General features: G+C 70.9%; 17 protein-coding genes and 1 pseudogene. 13 read left to right on the top strand and 5 right to left on the bottom strand.

The window, feature by feature from the left end; genetic code table 11:
• Nucleotides 1-35: 35 nt before the first annotated feature.
• Both E1262_RS14400 and E1262_RS14395 read left to right on the top strand, forming a co-directional pair.
• Complete coding sequence (locus E1262_RS14400) at nt 36-986, top strand: NAD(P)-dependent oxidoreductase (protein ID WP_132103826.1); 951 nt, start codon at nt 36-38, stop codon at nt 984-986.
• Nucleotides 986-1702, top strand: coding sequence for a FadR/GntR family transcriptional regulator (locus E1262_RS14395; RefSeq protein ID WP_132103825.1), 717 nt, complete (start codon nt 986-988; stop codon nt 1700-1702). The genes E1262_RS14400 and E1262_RS14395 overlap by 1 nt, the downstream gene beginning before the upstream one ends.
• A 23-nt stretch (nt 1703-1725) precedes the next feature.
• Here E1262_RS14395 and E1262_RS32105 read toward each other — a convergent pair.
• Nucleotides 1726-3160, bottom strand: a pseudogene (locus E1262_RS32105) (sulfatase family protein).
• A 53-nt stretch (nt 3161-3213) separates the two neighbouring features.
• Here E1262_RS32105 and E1262_RS14385 point away from each other — a divergent pair.
• Nucleotides 3214-3630 (top strand): tripartite tricarboxylate transporter permease, encoded by a 417-nt coding sequence (locus tag E1262_RS14385; RefSeq protein WP_132103824.1) that lies wholly within the window; start codon nt 3214-3216, stop codon nt 3628-3630.
• A 133-nt stretch (nt 3631-3763) separates the two neighbouring features.
• Here the strand turns inward: E1262_RS14385 and E1262_RS14380 are convergent, their stop codons facing one another.
• Both E1262_RS14380 and E1262_RS14375 read right to left on the bottom strand, forming a co-directional pair.
• Nucleotides 3764-5170 (bottom strand): mannitol dehydrogenase family protein, encoded by a 1407-nt coding sequence (locus E1262_RS14380; protein WP_203453869.1) that lies wholly within the window; start codon nt 5168-5170, stop codon nt 3764-3766.
• 256 nt (nt 5171-5426) lie between these two features.
• Nucleotides 5427-6206 (bottom strand): GNAT family N-acetyltransferase, encoded by a 780-nt coding sequence (locus E1262_RS14375; RefSeq protein WP_203453868.1) that lies wholly within the window; start codon nt 6204-6206, stop codon nt 5427-5429.
• A 279-nt stretch (nt 6207-6485) separates the two neighbouring features.
• Between E1262_RS14375 and E1262_RS14370 the strand changes: the two genes are divergently transcribed.
• The 3 genes from E1262_RS14370 to E1262_RS14360 all read left to right on the top strand — a co-directional run bounded on the left by E1262_RS14370 (nt 6486) and on the right by E1262_RS14360 (nt 9975).
• Nucleotides 6486-6704, top strand: a complete 219-nt coding sequence (locus E1262_RS14370; protein ID WP_132103823.1) for a hypothetical protein — start codon at nt 6486-6488, stop codon at nt 6702-6704.
• A 217-nt stretch (nt 6705-6921) separates the two neighbouring features.
• Entirely contained in the window at nt 6922-8979 is a 2058-nt protein-coding gene (locus E1262_RS14365) for a CehA/McbA family metallohydrolase (RefSeq protein WP_132103822.1), read from the top strand.
• A gap of 303 nt (nt 8980-9282) precedes the next feature.
• On the top strand, nt 9283-9975 hold the full coding sequence (locus E1262_RS14360; protein ID WP_132103821.1) for a DUF1345 domain-containing protein: 693 nt from the start codon (nt 9283-9285) through the stop codon (nt 9973-9975).
• Nucleotides 9976-10055: 80 nt separating this feature from the next.
• Here E1262_RS14360 and E1262_RS14355 read toward each other — a convergent pair whose 3' ends face one another.
• Together E1262_RS14355 and E1262_RS14350 are read right to left on the bottom strand one after the other, a co-directional pair.
• Nucleotides 10056-10970, bottom strand: coding sequence for a sugar phosphate isomerase/epimerase family protein (locus E1262_RS14355; RefSeq protein ID WP_132103820.1), 915 nt, complete (start codon nt 10968-10970; stop codon nt 10056-10058).
• Between the two features lie 61 nt (nt 10971-11031).
• On the bottom strand, nt 11032-13455 hold the full coding sequence (locus E1262_RS14350) for a PQQ-dependent sugar dehydrogenase (RefSeq protein ID WP_132103819.1): 2424 nt from the start codon (nt 13453-13455) through the stop codon (nt 11032-11034).
• A 202-nt stretch (nt 13456-13657) separates the two neighbouring features.
• Between E1262_RS14350 and E1262_RS14345 the strand changes: the two genes are divergently transcribed.
• From E1262_RS14345 to E1262_RS14315, 7 genes are all read left to right on the top strand, one after another.
• Nucleotides 13658-14830 carry an ROK family transcriptional regulator gene (locus E1262_RS14345; RefSeq protein WP_132103818.1) on the top strand — a complete coding sequence of 391 codons (1173 nt, stop codon included), beginning with the start codon at nt 13658-13660 and terminating at the stop codon, nt 14828-14830.
• A gap of 31 nt (nt 14831-14861) precedes the next feature.
• Nucleotides 14862-15848: a glycoside hydrolase family protein gene (locus E1262_RS14340; RefSeq protein ID WP_132103817.1), complete on the top strand. Its 987-nt coding sequence runs from the start codon at nt 14862-14864 to the stop codon at nt 15846-15848.
• A gap of 12 nt (nt 15849-15860) precedes the next feature.
• A complete protein-coding gene (locus E1262_RS14335) occupies nt 15861-16709 on the top strand; it encodes an ABC transporter permease (RefSeq protein ID WP_203453867.1) in 849 nt (282 codons plus the stop codon).
• 1 nt (nt 16710) lies between these two features.
• Nucleotides 16711-17502: an ABC transporter ATP-binding protein gene (locus tag E1262_RS14330; RefSeq protein WP_132103816.1), complete on the top strand. Its 792-nt coding sequence runs from the start codon at nt 16711-16713 to the stop codon at nt 17500-17502.
• A 2-nt stretch (nt 17503-17504) separates the two neighbouring features.
• Nucleotides 17505-18530, top strand: a complete 1026-nt coding sequence (locus tag E1262_RS14325) for an aliphatic sulfonate ABC transporter substrate-binding protein (protein WP_132103815.1) — start codon at nt 17505-17507, stop codon at nt 18528-18530.
• Entirely contained in the window at nt 18527-19588 is a 1062-nt protein-coding gene (locus tag E1262_RS14320; protein ID WP_162605907.1) for a Gfo/Idh/MocA family protein, read from the top strand. Before E1262_RS14325 ends, E1262_RS14320 begins: the two co-directional genes overlap by 4 nt.
• Before the next feature lie 95 nt (nt 19589-19683).
• Nucleotides 19684-20847: an ROK family transcriptional regulator gene (locus tag E1262_RS14315; RefSeq protein ID WP_162605906.1), complete on the top strand. Its 1164-nt coding sequence runs from the start codon at nt 19684-19686 to the stop codon at nt 20845-20847.
• Nucleotides 20848-20940 lie beyond the last annotated feature (93 nt).

Genomic DNA, 20940 nt, shown 5'->3' with positions numbered 1-20940 from the left:
TCCCGCCCACCCCGTCGAGGAGCGTGAAACGCACCATGGATCTCCGGCTCATGGTCCCGAACACGCTCGACGGCCGGTTCGCGCTGCCGCAGGGGATCAGTGCGGAGATCTATGACGTGACGGCACCTGTCGACGCCCGGCTCGAGCAGGCCGACGCCCTGGTGGTGTGGGGAAACTCGCGTGAATGGGTGCGGTCGGCGGCGCAGCGGATGACGCGGGTGCGGTGGGTGCAGTCCCTCGGTGCCGGAGCCGAGCAGGTCTCGGAGGCGGGCTTCGGCTCGGACGTGGTACTCACCTCGGGTGCCGGGCTCCACGACCGTCCGGTGGCCGAGCATGCGCTCGCGCTCCTCCTCGCCGCGGCACGACGGCTGGACCTGCTGCGCGACGCGCAGCTGCGGCACGAGTGGAGTGACCGGGGCGGCCGGCAGCCCGGTGACGACGCGCCGGAGTTCAGCACGCTGCGAGGGCGCCGCGTGGCGGTCTGGGGATTCGGCGGGATCGGGCGCACGCTGGCCGGCTACCTGTCCATGCTCGGCGCCGACGTCATCGGCATCGCTCGCAGCAAGGGCCGGCGCGACGGCTTCGACGTTGTGGACGATGCTGATGTCGACGCGCTGCTGCCCACCGTCGACGTCCTCGTGCTCGCGCTCCCGGGCGGCGACGCGACCCGGCGACTCGTCGGCGCCGATCGGCTCGCCCTGTTGCGGCCGACGGCCTGGATCCTCAACGTCGGCCGTGGCACGGTCCTCGACGAGGGCGCCCTGATCGACACGCTGCGGAGAGGGGCGATCGCAGGGGCGGCGCTCGACGTCTTCGAGACCGAGCCGCTCCCAGCCGACTCGCCGCTGTGGGAGTTGCCAAGTGTCATCGTGTCTCCGCACGCGGCGGGCGGACGGCCGCTGGGGTACGCGGCACTCATCGAACACAACGCTCGAGCCCTGCTCGGCGAAGTGGAGTGGCGGAACCGGATCGTGAGGGGGAAGTGATGGTGGCGACGGTCCTGCACTCGGGCGTCGTGAACGCGCTGGGCGCGGACATCGTGAGCGGGCGGATTCCCGTCGGCACGGCGCTGACGCTGGAGGGCATTCAGGAGCGGTTCGACGTGTCGCGCACGGTGGCCCGCGAGGGCATGCGCATCCTCGAGGCGATGCACCTGGTGACGTCGGAGCGGCGCCACGGCATCGTGGTCCAGCCGCCGGAGTCGTGGCACGTGTTCGATCGCCGGGTCATCCGGTGGCGCCTGGACTCGGAGCACCGCCCGGCGCAGTTGCGCTCGCTGACGGAGCTGCGCATCGGCATCGAGCCGTTCGCGGCCCATCTCGCCGCGGCGCGGGCGACGGAGGACGAGAAGGACGCGCTGCGTCAGGCGGCCGGCGAGATGCGGGTCTTCGGCGAGGCGGGCCGGCTCGACCGCTATCTGGCGGCGGACATCGCGTTCCATCGCACGGTGCTGCGCGCCAGCCACAACGAGATGTACGTGGCGCTGATCGAACCGGTGATCGAGGCAGTGTCCGAACGGCCGCTGCACGGTCACAGCCATGCGTATCCGGTGCCGGCCGCGATGGACCTGCACGAGGCCGTCATGCTGGCCATCGCCGACGGTGACGGCGCGGCAGCCGAGGCGGCGATGCTCGGCATCCTCAGCGACGTCCGCTCCGGCATCGGTGCCGCGCTGCATGCGGACGACGTGACCGCCGGCTGAGGCCGGCGGCCACGTCAGGGCGGTCAGCGGAAGGCCATGGCCCACGAGGCCGTGTGCAGCTCGCTCTCGGCGCGCCAGCGGGTGATCGCGCCGAGCAGCCGGGAGCGGTCCGCCGCATAGGCGGGATCGTCCCAGAGGTTCACTTCCTCGTGCGGATCCGCCTCCAGGTCGAAGAGCTGTCCTTCGTCGGAGTCGACGAACGCGACCAGCTTCATCGAGTCGTCGCGCACCATCGTCATGAGGGCGGTGCCGGTCAGGATGCGATCGCGCGCGTGCTCGGCGAAGACGTACTCCCGTCCGGCCCATCCGGTCCCGGTGAGCGCGGGCACGAGCGACTGTGCCTCCATCCACTCCGGCGGCTCGATGCCGGCCAGGTCCAGCACCGTCGGTCCCAGGTCCATGACCGAGGTGAGGCCGTCGAGCTGCCGGCCGCCGGCGACCCGGCGCGGGGTTCCAGATGATCGCGGGGACACGGACACTCGGGTCGTACATCGTCCACTTCTGGCTGTGTCCGTGGTCATTGAGGCAGTCCCCGTGGTCGGACGTGAACACGACGACGGTGTCGTCGAGGACGCCACGAGCGTCGAGCGCGTCGATCAACAGCCCGAGTTGGTGGTCGATCATGGTGACGTTCGCCAGGTAGTGACGGCGTTGCCGCTCGAGCTGCTCCCGTGACGGGTTCTCCAGATGGACGATCCCGTCGTGGTCGACCGTGAGGTGGTCCCGCCGGAGCTCCTTCAGAGCGGCCGGTTGACTCGCCAGGTCCGCCGCCGTCATGTGCGGCGGCTCGACGTCGCGGTCGTCGTACATCGCCAGGAACTCGGGGGTCGGGTCGTACGGCGGATGCGGTCCTGGGAAGCCGACCTGGAGGAAGAACGGCTCGGCGCCGGTGTAGCGCTCCAGCCACAGCCCGGCGAGCCGGCCGACGAAGTTGTCCGAGTGCAGGTCCTCCGGGCCTTCCCACGCGAACGCGCCGAGGCTCTCGGCGTAGTCGGTCCGGGAGCGGAGGATCGTCCGGTCCGGCTTCGGCACGCCCGCGGTCCACAGCGCCTTGTCCCACTGGTCCAGGAAGAACGGCAGCCGCGGGTTGCTGCGGTCCTTGTTCTCCACGACGTGCCGCTCGTGGAATCCCAGCGGCGTCTCGTACGGGATCGTGTGCATCTTCCCGACGTTGACGCACCGGTAGCCGCGCTCGGCGAGCAGCTCGACCCAGGAGTGCGACCAACGGTCGTTGTTGCGCCAGACGCCGGTGCTGTGCGGGTACATGCCGGTGAACAGGCTGGCCCTCGACGGCGTGCACGACGGCGCGGTCACATAGGCGCGGGTGAACGAGGTGCCCTCGCGGACGAGCCGGTCGAGGTTCGGGGTGATCGCCTGCTCATGGCCGAGTGCGCTGATGGTGTCGAACCGCTGCTGGTCGGTGATGACGAAGAGGAAGTTCGGTCGCGAGTCTGCCATGGGGCTACCTTAAAGATTGCACCTGTCGAATCAATGGTGTTACTTTACGCCGCATGACTGGCGCGCTCATGAACATCCCGCTGCTGCCGGTGTTCGTGAAGATCGCTCAGATCCCACCGGGCACCATGGCGACGATCACTGTCGCCATCCTCGCGATCGGCGCCTACAGCATCAACGGCAACCCCTTCGACGTGGCCGTCATGATCGGTGCCGGGCTCGTGGGGTACCTGCTGCGCAAACTCGGGATCCCGCCGGCACCGCTCGTGCTCGCCTTCATCCTCGGCCCGATCTTCGAGACGAACTTCCGGCGATCGCTCGTGCTCTCCGACGGGGATATCACGGTCTTCGCGTCCTCAGCCGTCTCCGTGGGGCTGCTGGTGCTTCTCGTGCTCATGGTCGTCTGGGCGGCGATCTCGCTGGTCATGCGGTCGCGCCGCCCGACGCGGGCCGACGTCGCAGCACGGCGCTGAGACGTTCGGCAGAGCGCCGCTCGCGACGTCGTCCGCCTTGAGCGGTTCGAGCGTGTGCCCAGCTCGGCGGCGAGCAGCGCGCCGATCGTCGACCTCCCGGAGCCGGACACGCCCATGACGACGACCGGAGGTGTCACGGGGTGCCCCACTGCCGGACCGCCGCCGAGACCGTCGCGGCGAACGCTTGGTCGGCGGCCAGCGGCTCGGAGGCAAGCGACAGGAGTGCTGTGCCGGGCTCGGGCTCGCCGAGCGCACGACGGACATCGGCACGCCCGGCGTCCGGCAGGTCGATGCCGCGCAGCAGCGCTGCGATCCACGACGCGATGCCCTGTGCGCAGCCGCGGGCGGGACGTCCCGCCCGCCGCTCCTGCAGGGCGACCGGCACGATCCGGATCCGGAGCTTTGTGAGGCCGTCCTCGGCGATCTGGCTCAGCCGGTGCTCGATGCGCGGGTTGCCGAACCGTCCGAGCAGCGACGCACGGTAGCCCGGGACGTCGACGTGCCGGGGGAGAAGCTGCTCGGCGTCGTCCCACAGCCGCTCGACCGCCGCGCGGCAGTCGTCGTCGGCGACCGCCGCCGCGACCGTCGCGTATCCCCGTGACAGCCCGCCGAAGGCGAGGACGAGATGTGCTCCGTTGAGCAGCCAGAGCTTGCGCAGCTCGTACGGTTCGAGGTCGGCGACGAACCGGGCACCGGCGGTCTCCCAGGCCGGTCGGCCGGCGGGGAACTCACCCTCCAGGACCCAGTCGGAGAACGGTTCGGTGACGACGGGGGCGGCATCGTCCCACCCTGTGGCCGCGCGCACGGCGGTCGCCAGCTCCTGGTCCGGCCGCGGGGTGATCCGGTCGACCGAGGTGCTGACGAAGGAGACGCCGTCGGCCACGGCGCGCTCCAGGCCAGGCGAGACCGCCTCGGCGAGGCCGAGCAGGACGGACGCCAGGCGCCGGCCGTTCGACGGCAGGTTGTCGCAGGAGACGACGGCGATCGGCGGCCCGTGGAGCAGCGCCCGCCGGCCGAGCGCGAGCAGCAGCCTGGCCGGCACCGTCCGGGGCGGCGCCGCGGTCCGGCCTGCGAACGCATCCTCAAGCAACTCGAGGTCGGCGGCGACCTCGGGATCGGTCAGGTCCGGGCCGTCGTCGGGTGCCAGCCGGTAGCCGGCCTCGGTGATGGTCAACGTGACCACTGAGGTCGTGGGCGCGCTCACCGCGGCCACGAACCGGTCCAGCCGATCGCCCGGCACGGCGGCGACGACGCTGCCGACGTGCGAGAACCGGTCGCTGTCGGTCCTGCGTTCGACGAGCGTGTAGACGCCGCCCTGTGCGCCGAGGAGATCGGCCATGGCGGGCGAGCGGCCGGTGAACCCGACGATGCCCCACTCGGCTGCGTCGTCCGCGCGGGCGGTGTACCAGGCCTGGTGGGCGCGGTGGAAGGCGCCCAACCCGAGGTGGACGATCCGCTCCGGCGGCGCCGGCAGCACCTCGCCGGCGGCCGCGAGTCCCTCGCGGGTCAGGGGGCGCCGGTCGGCCTTCGACGCCGTCACAGCTTGAACACCCGTCGCGGGATGGCGTCGACGAGATCGTCGGCGACGGACGCTTGCGGCGACCGGCTGCTTGTCGTCATGGTCGTGGCACCGAGGCTACCGGTGCGACGTGGTCGCGAGCCAGGCCGCTGCAGACGCCGTCGACGTCTTGTCACGTCGACCCGGGCTGTGTGGTCGTAGAGGAGAGGCGACATCGCGGCCGGATGGTACGGATGGTGCCGATGATCATGAGGCGGGTGCCGCGGCGGCTGACATGTCAGGTGCGGCGGTTCCATTCCTCAGCGAGGAGAGCGTAGCCGAGGCCGTCGAGCCAGCGGCCGGAGCGGTGCAGCGAGTCACGGATGTTGTGCGACTCGCGGCGCATGCCGACCCGTTCCATCAGACGCCAGGAGGGCTCGTTGTCGGCGAAGCAGAGCGCGGTGACCCGGCGCAGGCCCAGCTCCACGAAGCAGAGCCGCAGCAGTTCCCGTACGGCCTCGGTGGCGTAGCCCTGACCTTGATGGGCCGGGTCGAAGACCCAGCCCAGCTCCGCCTGGACCGCGCGGGCGCCGTCGGCCACCTCGGCCTGGGCCCAGGCGTCCTCGACCCGGACCATGAGGTCGCCCATCACGTGTCCGTCGCGCTCCACGACCAGGGTCTTGGCAAGCCGCTCGGGAGCCGCGAACCGGGCGCGGAAGGCGTCCGCGTCTGCGGGCAGCTCGGTGAGCCACCGGGCCACCGGCTCGAGGCGGCGGTAGTGCCAGACGGGGTCGGCGTCGGCCGGGCGGCCGGGGCGGAGAGTGAGGCGGTCGGTGCGGACCGGCCAGTCGATCCGCTGGAGCACACCGGGGGTCGAGGCGGGGAGAGCGCGGACCGACAGCAACGTGGTGCCGGTGTCGCGCAGCCGCGCCAGCAAGTCGTGCAGCGCTGCCTGGTCGGCGACCGGGCCGGTCAGCGTGGTGGTGCCGTCGCCGTGGTGTTCGGGGCGAAGGTCGCCCAGCACGGCATCCCGGTGGGCGTCCAGGTGACCGTCGATGCGGAACTCGTAACTGCTCATCGGACGCTGAGCGTATCCGGCCGCCACGAGGGCGCGGCAGCTGTGCGGGGCCGTCTGTGGCGCTGACCGCGCTGATCGCCGCCGCCGTCCTCGTCGGCGTCGCTGCCGCACCGAATGACCCGCCCCTGCCCTTGATCCCTCTGCCCGGTGGCAGGGCCCAGCGCGGCGATAGCACCTCTGCGCGCGTTCCGGTTTCAGCAACAACGGTTATGTCCGGTCGCCGCGCGGAACGTCGCCGAGGCGCTCGTCGATCTGGCGACCACCGACCAACCGCGGTCCATGGTGGAGATCGCCGGGCCGCGGGTGGAGAACCTGGTCGACCTGGGCGCCATGCTGGCCGCCAGGGACGGTGACTCCGTGAAGGTCGAGGGCGTCAGCGACCCGGACGACGCGGACGGCGTCCTGTACGAGTCGGGCCAGGTCCTGCCCGGCCCGAACGCCATCATCGCCGGCCCGACGTTCGCCGAATGGCTGGAGGGGGACGGACACGGCAGGTAGCACGAGCTCCGCACGCAGCCGACATGCCAGGGGTCGTCGACCGCGACCTATCGTTGATGGTGGTCAACCACGGCACCGCGAGGAGTGGGGGATGCGCCGGCCGAGCACCTGCGCGCGCGGTTTCCCGGCGTGCCGGTCGACCACTTCCCGCGGGGCTGTCAGTACCAGACCGTGAGCGCCTGAGCCCCACGGGGCGGGCGCGGATCCGGAGGCGGAGATGTGTTGTACGGCACCGCGCGGGCTCGAGCTGCCGCCGGACGTCGCGGGGATGCTGCTGCGCTACCAGGACATGGTCCGGGCGGACCCAGACGGGTTGTGGGGCGACCGGACCGACGTGTGGACCCGCATCGTGCTGCGCCGCTGCCCGTTCCTCGGCGAGCACCGGCACCGCGAGCTCTGGGCGCTCCTCTGGTCCGAGCCCGGCTGGGTCGACTCGCCCGCGTTCCCCGACTGGGTGCGGCGGGCCGTCGCCGACGACGGCCGGCCCGCCGAGCTGTCCGTCGTGCACGTCGGGGCCGACGGCGCGGTCACGGTGCATCCGGCCACTCCGGTCCGGCTGCTGCCGGGCGGCGACGCCGTCGGCCGCTCGCTGCTCGTCGACTCCGCCGGCCCGGCGGCGCTGCCGGTCCGCGTCGGCGAGGTGGAGGTCGACGTGCCGGCGGGCGGTGCGGCGCTGGTCCGGCTGGAGCTCACGGCCGATGCCGGCGACGTCGCGGTGAGCGTCGCCGGCGTGACGCACTCGCTGCGGCTGGTGACGCCCGCGGACCCGGCGCGGCTGCGGCTGCGCTCGCGCCGCACAGTGCGCTGGTCGGTCGTCGACGACCGCGGCACCGGCCGGTTCCCCGCCGGGCTGCCGCGCAAGTTCGACTACCACGACCGGCCGTTCTTCCACGGCGACGATGTGACCGTGGACGTGCCCGCGGACGTCCCGCTGCTGGTGCGGGCCACTCGCGGCCTGGAGTACCGGCCGGCCCTGACGACGGTCAGCGCGGCGCCGGGCGACACCGTCGAGGTGGAGCTGGAGCCGGAGCAGTGGATCGACCCCGCCGCCGACGGCTGGTACGGCGCCGACCTGCACGTGCACATGAACTACGGGTGCGACCTCGTCATCGGCCCCGCCGACGCCGCGCTCATGCAGTGCGGCGAGGGCCTGCACTTCATGAACCTCGTCGCGGCGAACGAGGCCAGCTCGCTGATCTACGACCGCGAGGCGCTGGAGGCCTGGCCGGGCGAGGACCTGCCGTGGTCGACGGCGGACATGGTGGCCCGGATGGGCGTGGAGTACCGCAACGACCTGCTCGGGCACTTCCACGCCACCGGCCCGGCCGCGGCGCCGCGGCACTTCCACAGCGGCCACGCCGGCAGCGACGCCGACGAGGACTGGCCGCCGAACAGCGTGGCGCTCGAGCACTTCCGTGGCCTGGACGCCGTCACCGCCTACTGCCACCCGGTGCAGTCGCCGCTCGACGACGACGCGCCGCCGGACGTCGTCTTCGAGCTGTCGCGGTCGGTCGAGTGCCGTGAGCTCGTCGCCGACGCCGCGCTCGGGCTGGTCGACGGCATGGACGTGGTGTCCAATCTCGACGACTGGGCGGCCGGCGTGGTGTACCGGCACCTGCTCGGCGCCGGCATCCCGCTGGCGGCCACCGTTGGCTCGGACAGCATGCTGTCCGTCAGCCGGTCCGCGACGTTCGGCAACCCGCCGGGCTGGGCCCGCATGTACGCCCGGCTGGACGGGCCGCTCAGCACCGAGGGCCTCAAGGAGGCGATCCGGGCCCGCCGGACTGTGGCGACGAACGGGCCGTGGCTGGAGCTCACCGTGGACGGCCACGGGCCGGGCCGCCGTCTCGACGTCGCGCCGGGGACGACGCTGCGGGTCCGGGCACACGTGCGCGGCCCGGGGGCGGAGCGGCTGCGCGTCTACACCGCCGACGGCGTGCTCGCCGAGGCGGCCGCGACCGATGGCGAGGCCGAGCTGGCGGCGACGCTGGCCGTGACCGAACCGACGTTCGTGGTGGCGGTAGCCGACGGCGGCGGGCATGCCGAGGTCCTCGCCGACCGTGCCATGGCGCACACCAGTCCGGTCCACGTCGACGTCGCGGGGGAGCGGGTGGCGCGCCCGGACCACGCCCGCTGGTGCCTTGAGTGGCTCGCGCGGCTGGAGAAGCTGGTCGCCGACCACGGCGTCTTCCACGAGCCGGCGCATAGGGAGGACCTGGCCGCGGTCATCGAGCAGGCCCGCGGGTACTACCGGTCTGTCGCCCGGTCCCGCTGATCCCTTGCGGCTCTTCTGCTGCTCCGGGTGTCATCGGGGGGCTCCGGCCGCCCAGCCAGCCCGGCATCGTCGGCACGCGCCCGGATGACACCTCACCCGCGTGAGGGCCATGACGGGGACCCGTAGGCACGGCATGCGGCCTTCGGACGGGTGAGGTGTCCGCGGGAAGGGTGACGACAGGGGCTGATGCCCGGGAACAACGGTCGTCGGCGGTCAGGCCGATGAGCGCCGCCGACCGTCGAGCGTGCTCGCTCGGGCGTGCTCTCACCCGGTTCTCATCCGTGGCGGGTGCACCATGTCTCCATGTCCGGACAGCCGCCGAACGATCCAGGAAACGCACCCGGCGCGGCGAGCGCAGCGGCCGCCATTGGTGAGTCGAGATGGGGCGCGGGCGCCGCCGTCCTGGTCGCCGCCTTGGTGACGTCCGTTCTCCCGGAGCGGCTCACCACCGGGCCGCGGTGGGCGTTGCCTGCGCTGGAGCTCGCACTTCTCGCCGCCCTGCTCGCGGCGAACCCGCGCCGGCTGACCCGGAAGTCGCGGGACGCACGCGCGCTGTCGCTGGTGCTGATCGCCGTCATCGGCGCCACGAACGCGCTGTCGCTTGTCAGCGTCGTCCACCAGCTGCTGGTCGGCGACGTGTCCACCGGCCGGGAGCTCGTCTACGCCGCGGCCGGCGTGTGGCTGACGAACGTCGTCCTCTTCGGTCTGGTGTTCTGGGAGCTGGACCGCGGCGGTCCGCATGCCCGGAGTACCTTGACCTCCGGCCGCGCCGATCTGCTGTTCCCGCAGATGACCATGGACCGGCCGGACGACCCTGCATGGTCGCCGTCTTTCATGGACTATTTGTACGTCAGCTTCACCAACTCGACCGCCTTCAGCCCCACCGACACCATGCCCCTCACGCCGCGGGTCAAGCTCGCCATGACGGTCCAGGCACTGCTGTCCCTCGTCACGCTGGGCTTGGTGATCGCGCGTGCGGTCAACGTCCTGGGCTAGGTCGGCCCAGCCGCACTGGTCTTCTGCACAATGTCGATCTCCCAGCCGGCGCCGCACGCCGCGGCCACGCGACGGCTGGCTCAGCGGCCGGAGCAGCTGAGGAAGTCGAAGCTCTCTTCGGCGAAGACGGCCGGACCCTCGGGCCAGTCGACCCTGTCGGCTTCGACCACGTAGTAGCGCACCCGCCCCTTGGCCGCCTCCAGGATCGGGCCCCAGTCGATGGTCCCCTCGCCGACGCTGGTCTGCCCCGACGTCCCGGTGCCGATGGCGCCGTCCTTGATGTGCAGCAGCTCGATGCGGTCCCCGTACCGCTCGATGAGTGCCGCGGTGTCGACACCGGCGGTCTCGGACCAGAAGACGTCGACCTCGAAGGTCACCCAGCGGGGGTCGGTGTTCTCGACCAGGATCTGCCAGGCGGTCTTCAGCTCACCGGTCACGGGGTCGGGGTACGTGGTCTGGAACTCCGCGGCATGGTTGTGCCCGAACAGCCGGCCGGTCCCGTTTCGCATCGACAGCTCGCCGAGCCGGTTCATCTGCGCCGCGGTGGCGAGCGTGTCCTCGTAGCTGCCGATGCCCGGCTGGCCGAAGCCACCGGAGCCGACGAATCGGTGGCCGATGGCCTTAGCGTACTTCAGGAAGTCGGCGAAGTTGGCGTCGGTGTAGCGGTACTGCCCGCTCGACGCCTTGAGCCCGTACTTCCGTAGCAGCGCCTCGAACTCCTCGGCCGGCAGGCTGTATGAGCCGGCGTAGGGCTGGACCTCCTGGTAGCCGATCTCTGCCAGCGTGGCGAGCACCTCCTCGAGACCGACGTCGGCGATCCACTCGCGAGCGCCGTAGAGCTGGAACCCGATGGCCGGGGTGGGTACTCGAACGCCGGAGCAGTCGGCGGAGGGGGACGCCGACGACGTCGCAACCGCGCTGGAGGACAAGGCGAGCGCGGCGATGGCCGCGGTGACGGCGTGGGCGAGCCGCCGGCGGCGAAGGAATGCGGTCATGACTGTCGACCTCCTGGTCGGGTGGGTGAAGGGGTGCCGGGAGAGCTTGTCGTTCCGGCGGCTAGCGGCCGGCGGCGACGCCGCGGCCGTGGAAGTCGATGGCGTCGACGTTGTAGCCGTTGTTCTGGTCGGTCCGGAAGACCACGTAGAGCGTGCGCGTGCCGCCGGGATCCGTGACCGGCGCCGGGACGGTGTCGACGTAGGCGTCGGTGCTGCCGGTGCTCTGGATCGGTGTGGAGGCGAGGAGCTCGCCGTCGGGGGAGTCGGCCCGGAGTTCGATGGTGCCGGTGGTGGTGCCGGCGACCCGGTAACTGATGGAGTTGATGCCGCGCAGGTTCATCCGCTCGAAGGCGATCCAGTCGCCCGTCGAGATTCCGGCGACGCGGTAGGCTCCTTCGGCGTAGGCGTCGCTGCGCTGTTCCGACGTCCCGGACTGCGTGCTGCGGTGCTCGGCCTGGCGGTGTTTGGGCTGCAGCATGACGGTGGTCGTGCCCGTGAGCGGCGCGACGCCGTCGGCACCCTGATCGGTGTACGTCGCCGTGATGACGTAGAACATGTTGGCGTCGTCGCCGTGCCCCGCCGCCGATGTGGTGAAGGTGCCGGAGCAGCCGAACAGCTCCTCGAGCGGGTGACCGTGCGTGTCGTGGCCGATCGCCGGCTGGACCACGACGTTCTCACAGTCGATCCGGCCGTCCTCCCGGTCCTGTACCGCGACGCGGTACCTGATCGTGTCGCCGGCGTCGACGAAGCCTCCGTCGGGTGGCAGCAGGAGCTGCACGCTCGGCGCCGTGTTGCCGACGCTCACGGCGATGCTGGTCACGCCGGTGCGGCCGGTGTCGTCGGTCACGGTGAGGGTGGCGTCGTAGTCGCCCTTCGTCGTGTAGGTGTGCGTCGGGCTCGGCTCGTCGGAGCTGGCACCGTCGCCGAAGTCCCAGTGGTAGCTGATCGTCTGGCCTTCGTCGGTGTCGGCGGAACCGGTGCTGGAGAAGCTGACCGTCAGCGGCGCCCTGCCGTTCGTCGGGGTGGCCGTCGCGACGGCCTTCGGAGCGCGTTCGCCGGGCGGTGCGTGCTCGATGCGGTAGATGCCGTCGTCGGGGTTGTTACGCCCGAACCCGCGTCCCCACTCCGCGAGATACATGGCGCCGTCGGGACCGAACACCATGTCCATGGGCGCGTTGAAGATGGTGTCGGGCAGGAAGCCCGTGGCGTGGCTCGGCCGGCCGTTCTCGTCCAGCTCGATCTCGGCGAGGAAGTGCTTGCCCCACTCGTAGAAGAACGCCCTGCCGTCGTAGTACTCGGGGAACTTGCGGTCCGAGTCGAGGTCGGGGTCGTACTGGTAGACCGGCCCGGCCATGGGCGCACCACCGGTGCCCAGCTCGGGGAAGTCCGGGTCGGGGGCACTGGCCGAGTAGGCGATCTCGGGAGCGATCACCGGCGTCAGCTCCTGGAGGCCGCTGTTGTTCGGGGAGTCGTTGACGGGGTTCGCGCAGTCGAACTTCGGGCCCGACACGCCCGTGGCGAAGTCGTAGTCGTTGTAGGCCAGGTTCGGGCCGTGGCAGTAGGGCCAGCCGTAGAACCCGGGCTCGTCCACGACCTGCCATTCCACGTAGCCCTCCGGGCCGCGCTCCGGGTCGGCCGCGCGGGCGTCGGGGCCGTAGTCGGCCAGCAGGATGGCGCCGGTCTCGGGGTGGATGGAGATCCGGAACGGGTTGCGGAAACCCATCGCGTAGATCTCGGGCCGGGTCAGCGCTGTGCCCGGCGCGAACATGTTGCCCTCGGGGATCGTGTAGCCGCCCGCTTCGGTGTCGGCCGGCGTGATCCGCAGCACCTTGCCGCGCAGGTCATTGGTGTTGGCCGACGATCGCTGGGCGTCGAACTCCTCTCGGCCCGGCCGCTCGTCGATGGGGGAGTAGCCCGACGACTCGTAGGGCTGGGTGTCGTCGCCGGTGGACAGGTACAGGTTGCCGTCGGCTCCGAACTCGATCGACCCGCCCACGTGCGAGGGCCGCGGCGGGTAGGTGGTCGGAACGCTCAGGAGTTCGACCTCACTGGACAGATCCAGGGTGTCGCCGACGATGCGGAAGCGTGAGAGCCGCTTCTCCGGCTCCTCGATCGAGGAGTAGTAGAGGTAGATCCAGCCGTTGCTCTCGAAGTCAGGGTCGAGCGCGAGGCCCTGGAGTCCGCTCTCGCCCCTGGTGTCGACGTTGAGGGCTCCGGCCGTGACCGTGGTGCCCGTGTCCGGCTTCCAGATCCGCAGACCACCGGTGCGCTCGACGAAGAACACCCGGCCATCGGGTGCCACCGTCAGCTGCATCGGCTGGGTCACCTCGGCGACCAGCGACACCTTCTGGAAGTCGGTCTGCGGAGGGGGCTCGGCGTGCTCGCCCTCTTCGTGTGCGGACGTCGGCGCGGCGGCGCCGACGAGAGCGATCACCGCGCTGGCCACGAGTGCCAGTAAGCGGGTTCGGAAGGTGCGATGACTCATGTCGCTCCTCTCGCCGAGTCCGCACGGGACCCGATGGGCTTCATTGCTCAAGGGTGAAAACTAAGGGACGAACTCGCAACCGGCAAGAGGTCAGATTCGGCACAGAGCGGCGGGCAATTCGCCGATATAGGGCACCCACCTGCGGCCATCCGCCGCTTTGAGGCCATTGACACAGCAGCCAATCGCATGCCATTTTTTCCATGTGAGCAACGAAGCCCTCGTGTCGACGGCGGTCTGGAGCGGCCGGTACGGCCGCCTCCTGTCGCTGCTGCGCGATGAGGGCGCCTGTACGCGCATCGAGGTCGCGCGCAGGCTGTCGCTCTCGCCGACGACGGTCTCGCGGATCGTCGCTCAGCTGGTCGATGCCGGTTTGCTCATCGAGGGTGGCAGCGTCAGCCGGGCGGGGATGGGCAGGCGTGGGATCGAGGTGGCGATCGCCGTCGACTCGTACTGGGTCGTCGGCGTCCACATCGGTGTCGGGCGGGTCCGCGTCGGCATCGCGAACCTGGTCGGTCAGTGCCGGGTCCGCCGCACGGGATTCTCGTTCGACCTCGCCGCACGAGCGGCGGACATCGTGGCCCGAGCCGGCCGGGCCGCGCTCGGCCTGATCTCGGGCGCCGGGATGCGGCGCGAGCGCGTGCTCGGCGTCGGAGTGGCCGTCGCCGGACCGGTCGACGCTGACCACCGGACGCTGGCCATCCAGATCAACCTGCGGTGGGAGCACGTCCCGATCGCCGACATCCTGGAGCGCGACCTCGGGATTCCGGTCGTCGTCGAGCACAACGTCCGGGCGATGGCTCTGGCCGAGGTCCGGTTCGGGATGGCGCGGGGTGCCGGCAGTGTGGGGTTCGTCCACCTCCGTACGGGCGTCGGGACCGGCCTCGTCGTGGCGGGCCAGGGGTTCGTCGGTGGCGTGCACGGTGCCGTGGAGCTCGGGCACGTCCGGGTCACCGAGGGTGGCCGGCGCTGCCTGTGCGGCGGGGTCGGCTGCCTGGAGACGGAGGTCTCCGAGCGAGCCCTTCACCTGCTCCTGGGGCGGCTCGGTCTCCCAGTCGCCGGCGGGGAGCCGCTGGCCGTCCTCATCCAGGCGGCGAGGAACGACCGGTCGGCCGCGGCGGCGCTGGACGATCTCATCGTGAAGCTCGCCACGGCGCTGTCCGCGCTGGTCAATCTCCTGACCCCGGAGATCGTCCTGCTGGGGGGCGCCTTGGAGTTCCTGTCCGACCGGCTTCTCGACCGGCTCACGCGAGCCACTCGAGAAGCCGTCTTTCCCATCATCCGGCCGGCGGTACGGATCGCTCGGTCCAGCCTGGGGCCCGACGCCGGAGTGACGGGTGCGGCCACGACCGCGCTCGACCGATTCGTCTACTCCTGAACAGCCGAACCATCGAACACAAGGAGACCGCATGTCTACTCCGACGGCCCGCATCGACCTCCCGGTGCGCCACCTGGATCCCCTGGACTCCACCGTGGTGCTCAGCCCCGAGGCCACCGAGGCCGGCTACTGGATCGGCTGCGCGGCGGTGCTGCACGAGCCCGGGAAGAACCGGTTCGTGATGACCTATCGTCAGCGCCGCCCTCGCGAGCACGCCGGGGGCGACCGGGGCTACCGCTGTGCGGTCGCGGTCAGCGACGACGGCGTCAGGTTCAGCGACGTGTGGTCGGTCAACAAGGCCGAACTCGATTCGCCGTCCATGGAGCGGTTCAGCGTCATCCCGGTCGAGGACGGCTACCAGCTCTACATCAGCTACGTGGATCCGGCCGACAACCGCTGGCGCATCGACGTCATCGAGGCCGACGAGGTCGACCGGTTCGACGTGGCGTCGCGCAAGGAGGTGCTGACGGCCGCGTCGACCGGTACGGAGGGCGTCAAGGACCCCTACGTGCTGCGGCGCGGACCGGTCACGTATCTCCTCGCCAGTTACGCGGAGCCGTTCGCCGAGCCGGCGCGGGCGGCGTCGGCCCACGCGACGGCCGACATCTACAACGTCGGGGCGACGACGCATCCCACCGGGCTGGCCACGAGCGTGAACGGGCGGGAGTTCACCTGGCACGGCGAGGCCCTGGGCGTCGGCGACGGCTGGGACCGCTACCAGGCCCGGGTGAACTCCGTGGTCGCGCTCGAGGGCGGCGGCTACCTGGGCTTCTACGACGGCTCGGCCAGCCACCTGGAGAACTACGAGGAGCGCACCGGGCTGGCCGTGTCGTCCGACCTGTTCACGTGGCGGCGGCTCACCCCGGAGGGCCCGTGGACCGTCGTGCCGCACGCCACCGGATCGGTGCGGTACGTGGACGCGCACGTCATCGACGGCGAGTGGTGGATCTACTTCGAGACGACCCGGCCCGACGGCGCGCACGAGCTGCGGCTCGCGCGCCGTCCGGTGAGTGTGTGAGCGGGAGACGCGATGGCCAACAAGCATGCAGAGTCGCTGCTGGAGGCCGGCCGGCCCCCGTCCTCCGACACCGCCGGCGACGGATCCACTGTCGCCCGGATGCGCCGCCGACAGGGCGTATCGCTGGCCTGGCTGTATCTGGCCACCTTCGTGCTCGGCATCGGCCTGTGGTGGCTCTATGCCGCGCTCGGCGACAACGAGCTCGCGCCGGCGCCACCGGAGGTCATCGAGAGCTTCCGCGAAGGTCTGCGAGACGGATGGCTCCTCGAGCACACCGCGGCGAGCCTCCAACGCGTGGTCGCCGGCTTCCTTCTCGGGGTGGCCCTGGCCATTCCCGCCGGATTCCTCATGGGGTGGTACCGGTGGGCGCGGGGGATGGTCGAGCCGTGGGTGCAGTTCTTCCGCACCGTCCCGCCACTGGCGCTGATCCCGCTCGTCATCGTGTTCCTGGGGATCGGTGAGACGGCGAAGATCTTCGTGATCTTCCTGGCGGCGTTCCTGTCCTGTGTGATCGCCACCTTCCAGGGGGTGCGGAACGTCGACGTCACGTTCGTCAACGCCGCCCGCGTCCTGGGTGCGAACGACGCGACGATCTTCGCGAGGGTCATCGTGCCCGCGTCCATGCCGTACATCTTCGTCGGCATGCGGGTGGCACTCGGCTCGTCCTGGGCGACGCTCGTGGCGTCGGAACTGCTGGCCGCTCCGACCGGCCTCGGCCGGATGATGCAGAGCGCACAGCAGTTCCTGCAGACCGAGCGCATCGTCGTCGGCATCATCATGATCGGCGCCCTGGGCTTCGCCATGGACCGGCTCCTGCTCGTCCTCGAACGCAGGCTCACGAGTTGGCAGGAGGTGCGGTGACATGGCGCCGATGATCTCCATCCAAGCGGTCACCAAGGTCTACCAGTCCTCTCGCGGCGACGTCACCAGCCTGGACGACGTCAGCCTCGACGTGGACCGCGGCGAGTTCGTGACGCTCGTCGGGCCCAGCGGCTGCGGCAAGAGCACCATGCTCAACCTCGTCGCGGGACTTCTCGAGCCGACGTCGGGGCAGGTGCTGGTGAACGGTGCGCCGGTCTCCGGACCCGGACCGGACCGCGGCGTGATCTTCCAGCAGTACGCGCTGTTCCCCTGGCTCACCGCGCGCAAGAACGTCGAGTTCGGGCTCCGGCTCCAAGGTCTGAGCAAACGGGAACGGCGCGAGCGCGCGCAGCACTACCTGGAGCTGGTGGGCCTGGGCCGGTTCGGGTCGGCCCTGCCCAAGGAGCTGTCCGGCGGCATGAAGCAGCGGTGCGCCATCGCGCGTGCCTATGCCGTGAACCCGTCGCTGCTGCTCATGGATGAGCCGTTCGGCGCCCTCGACGCGCTGACCCGCGTGCAGATGCAGGACGATCTCCTGGCGACCTGGCAGCAGGAGCGGCGCACGGTGCTGTTCATCACCCATGACGTCGACGAAGCCGTGTACCTGGCCGGTCGCGTCGTCGTCATGAGCCCCCACCCGGGGCGCATCAGCGACATCGTCGACGTCCCGCTGCCGTATCCGCGCACGGAGGACATGCGACTGTCGCCGCAGTTCGCGGAGATCCGCGGACGCGTCTGGCGCGGTGTGCACCACCCTTCCGCAACGTCCAACCTACGAGGCGATGGAGCCTGATCATGATCATGCGACGCAGTGTGTTCGCCCTCGCAGCCGTGGCCGCTGTGGCCCTGGCGGGCTGCTCGGGCGACTCGGAGAGCTCTGACGACCAGGCGATGGCGGGCGGCCGCGAATCGGTCGAGCTGAACGTGGGTTACATCGACACCAGCATCAACGGTGTCGGCGTGATCGCCGTGGCGAACGAGCTGGAGCTGTGGGAGAAGGCCGGCATCGACGTGAACCTGACCCCGTTCACCAACGGCCCGACCCAGGTCGAGGCGATGGCGGCGGGCTCCCTGGACGTCGGGTACATGGGTGCCGGCGCCACCTGGATGCCGGCCTCCGGCCAAGCGGTGATCGTCGCGCCCAGCGAGGCCACGTACGGCGACTTCCTCATCGCCTCCCCGGACTCCGGCGCGCAGAGCGTCGAGGACATCGAGGGCCTGCGCGTCGGCGTCCCCGTCGGCGGCTCGGGCGAGATGATCCTCAGCCTCGCACTCGACGCGGCCGGTCTGACCGAGGACGACATCGAGAAGGTGCCCCTCGACCCGCCGGCCGTCGTGTCGGCGTTCGTCAGCGGGCAGATCGACGTCGCGGCCATCTTCTCCCCGCTCAGCGACCAGATCATGCAGAGCGTCCCGGAGGCCGTCGTCATCGCGAACAACAAGGACTTCCCCGACGTGACCTTCCTCGGTGCGTGGGTGGCGTCGAACCAGGCGATGGAAGGCAAGCAGGAGGCGGTCGAGCGGTTCCTCGAGGTCTACATCGAGGCGAACGACTACCGGAAGGAGAACCCCGAGGAGACGGTCGAACTGGCCGCCGCCGAATCCGGGGCGCCGGCCGAACAGCTGCAGGGCCAGGTCGACGCGCTCGAGTGGTTCACCTCCGACCAGCTGCTGGCCGACAACGAGGACGGCACCACCCGCGAGCGCTTCGGCGCCCTGCAGGACCTGTTCGTCGAACTGGGCCGCATGGAGAGCCCACGGCCGGTGGAGGAGTGGGTCGACGTCGACCTCTTCGCACAGGCCGCGGAGAGCCTCTCGTGAGCGCCGCCGGCACCGATCGGCCGGTGCGGATCGGGATCCTCGGCGCGGGCTTCGTCTCCGAGCTCTACCTGCGCGCCCTGGAGCACATCCGCGGACACGACGTGACAGCGATCTCCGGACGCAACGCCGAACGCGCGACGAAGCAGGCCGAGCGGTTCGGGATTCCCACCGCCGTCACCGGTGTCGACGACCTGGTCGGCCGCGACGACGTCGACCTCGTCCTCGTCGGCGTGCCACACGACCTGCACGTCGAGGCTGTCTCCGCCGCCGCGGCGGCCGGCAAGGCCGTCGTCTGCACCAAGCCGCTCGGCCGCAACGCCGCCGAGGCACAGGCCTGCCTCGACGCCGTCGAACGGGCCGGTGTCTGGCACGGCTACGCCGAGACCGAGGTCTTCGCCCCCGGCCTGGTCAAGGCGAAGCAGCTCGTCGACGCCGGCGCGATCGGCCGGGTCACCTGGGTCCGCGCCCGCGAGGCACATGGCAACCCGCACGCCCACGCACGCGACAAGGAACGCATGGGCGGCGGACCGCTGCGCGGCCTCGGCTGCCACTGCGTCGCCATCGGCCGCTGGTTCCTCGAGGGCGCGCAACCGGTGGAGGTCATGGCCTGGGGCGACCGCCTCGTGCGCGACGACGTCACCTCCGAGGACAGCGCGGTGATGCTCGTCCGGTTCGACGACGGCCGGCTGGTGCAGGTGGAGGCCGGGTGGACCCACGTCGCCGGCCTCGACGTGCGCAACGAGATCCACGGCTCACACGGCTGGATCGGCACCGACGAGACCGGCAGCACCGGCCTGCGTGCGTTCGCCGGCAACCCGGCGGGCTACGTCGTCGAGAAGGCCGGTTCCACCCAGGGCTGGATCACCCCCGTGCCCGACGAGCCGTGGACCTACGGCTACCACGCCGAACTCGCCCATTTCGTCGACTGCTTCAGGCGCGGCGAAGCACCCAGGCAGACGCTGCGCGACGGCGTCGTCGACAACGCGGTGATCGACGCCGGCTACCGGTCCATGGCGAGCCGCTCCTGGGAACCGGTCGCGCTGCCGGCGGCCGGCTGATGCCGGAGCTGCCAGGCGCCCGCCCGGGGCGGCCGGCGCCGGGCAGCAAGCCGGACCACCCCTACTCGGGGCGGTGGAATGGTAGTTTTCCTCGTGTGAGCAAAGAACTCTCCCGGGTCGAGGAGTCCAGCAGGAGGGGGCAGATCCTGCGGCTCCTCCGAGCCGAACCCGGGCTCACCCGCATCGAGGTGGCACGCCGCACCGGCTTGTCGGCCACCACGATCACTCGCGTCGTCGCTCAGCTCGTCGCGGACGGCAGCGTGACTGAGGCCGGCAAGGTGTCACGGCTCGGAACGGGACGTCCGGGCACGGAGATCTCCATCGAACCGACCTCGTACTTCGTGATCGGCGTGCACATAGGCGCGGGCTCGGTGCGCATCGGTGTCGTCGATCTGATGGGCGTGAGCCATCGGCAATCGGGCTTCGACTTCGAGCCCCACCAGGATGCCGACGTCGTCCTCGACCGGGTGGCGGTGTCGGTGACCCAGCTCATCGCGGACACGGGTGTCGACCGATCCCGGCTGCTGGGCATGGGGGTCGCCGTGCCCGGCCCGGTGGACGCCGACCACCGCCGGCTGCTGATGCCGATCAATCTGCCCTGGCGAGACGTGCCGGTCGCCGACCGGTTGGAGAAGATGGTCGGCCTCCCGGTGGTTGTCGATCACAACGTCCGCTCGATGGCGCTCGCCGAGGCGCAGTTCGGCGCCGGCAAGGGCTTGAGCAGTGTGGCCTTCATCTACCTTCGTATGGGCGTCGGGGCCGGTCTGGTCGTCGAGGGACAGGCCTTCCAAGGAGGCGTCCACGGCGCCATAGAGATCGGCCACCTGCGCGTCGTCGAAGGCGGCGAGAAATGCATCTGCGGTGGCGTGGGCTGCCTCGAGACCGTCCTGTCGGAACGGGCGCTGCGTAGCGCGCTGGCCGACCTCGGCATGCCGTCAGACGTCAGCAACCCGTTCGTCGCCCTGCTGAGCGCGGCGGCCGAGAGCCCGGCCGCCGCCGCCCATGCGGAGCTCGTGGTCAAGCGTTTCGCCACCGGGCTGTCGGGCCTCGTCAACCTGCTCAACCCCGAGCTCATCCTGCTCGGCGGCTTCCTCTCCGCCGTGCCAGAGGAGTTCGTCGGCCAGCTGACCGAGGCGACCCGCGAGGCGGTGTTCCCGATCATCCGGCCGACGGTCCAGCTGCGGCGCTCCGATCTGGGCCTCGACGCCGGCGTCTACGGCGGTGCGACGATCGCCCTCGACCACTTCTTCTACACCTGATCGCTTCAGGAGTCGGAGCGCTTGAGGCGCCACGCGGCTGCGGCGACGGCGGCGACCACGTAGCCGCCGAAGACGTTCCGGCATTGGACGGCA

Origin of the sequence: Jiangella aurantiaca (assembly GCF_004349105.1) — a bacterium.
GTDB classification, from domain to species: domain Bacteria; phylum Actinomycetota; class Actinomycetes; order Jiangellales; family Jiangellaceae; genus Jiangella; species Jiangella aurantiaca.
This window is presented reverse-complemented; position numbering and strand designations above follow the sequence as displayed.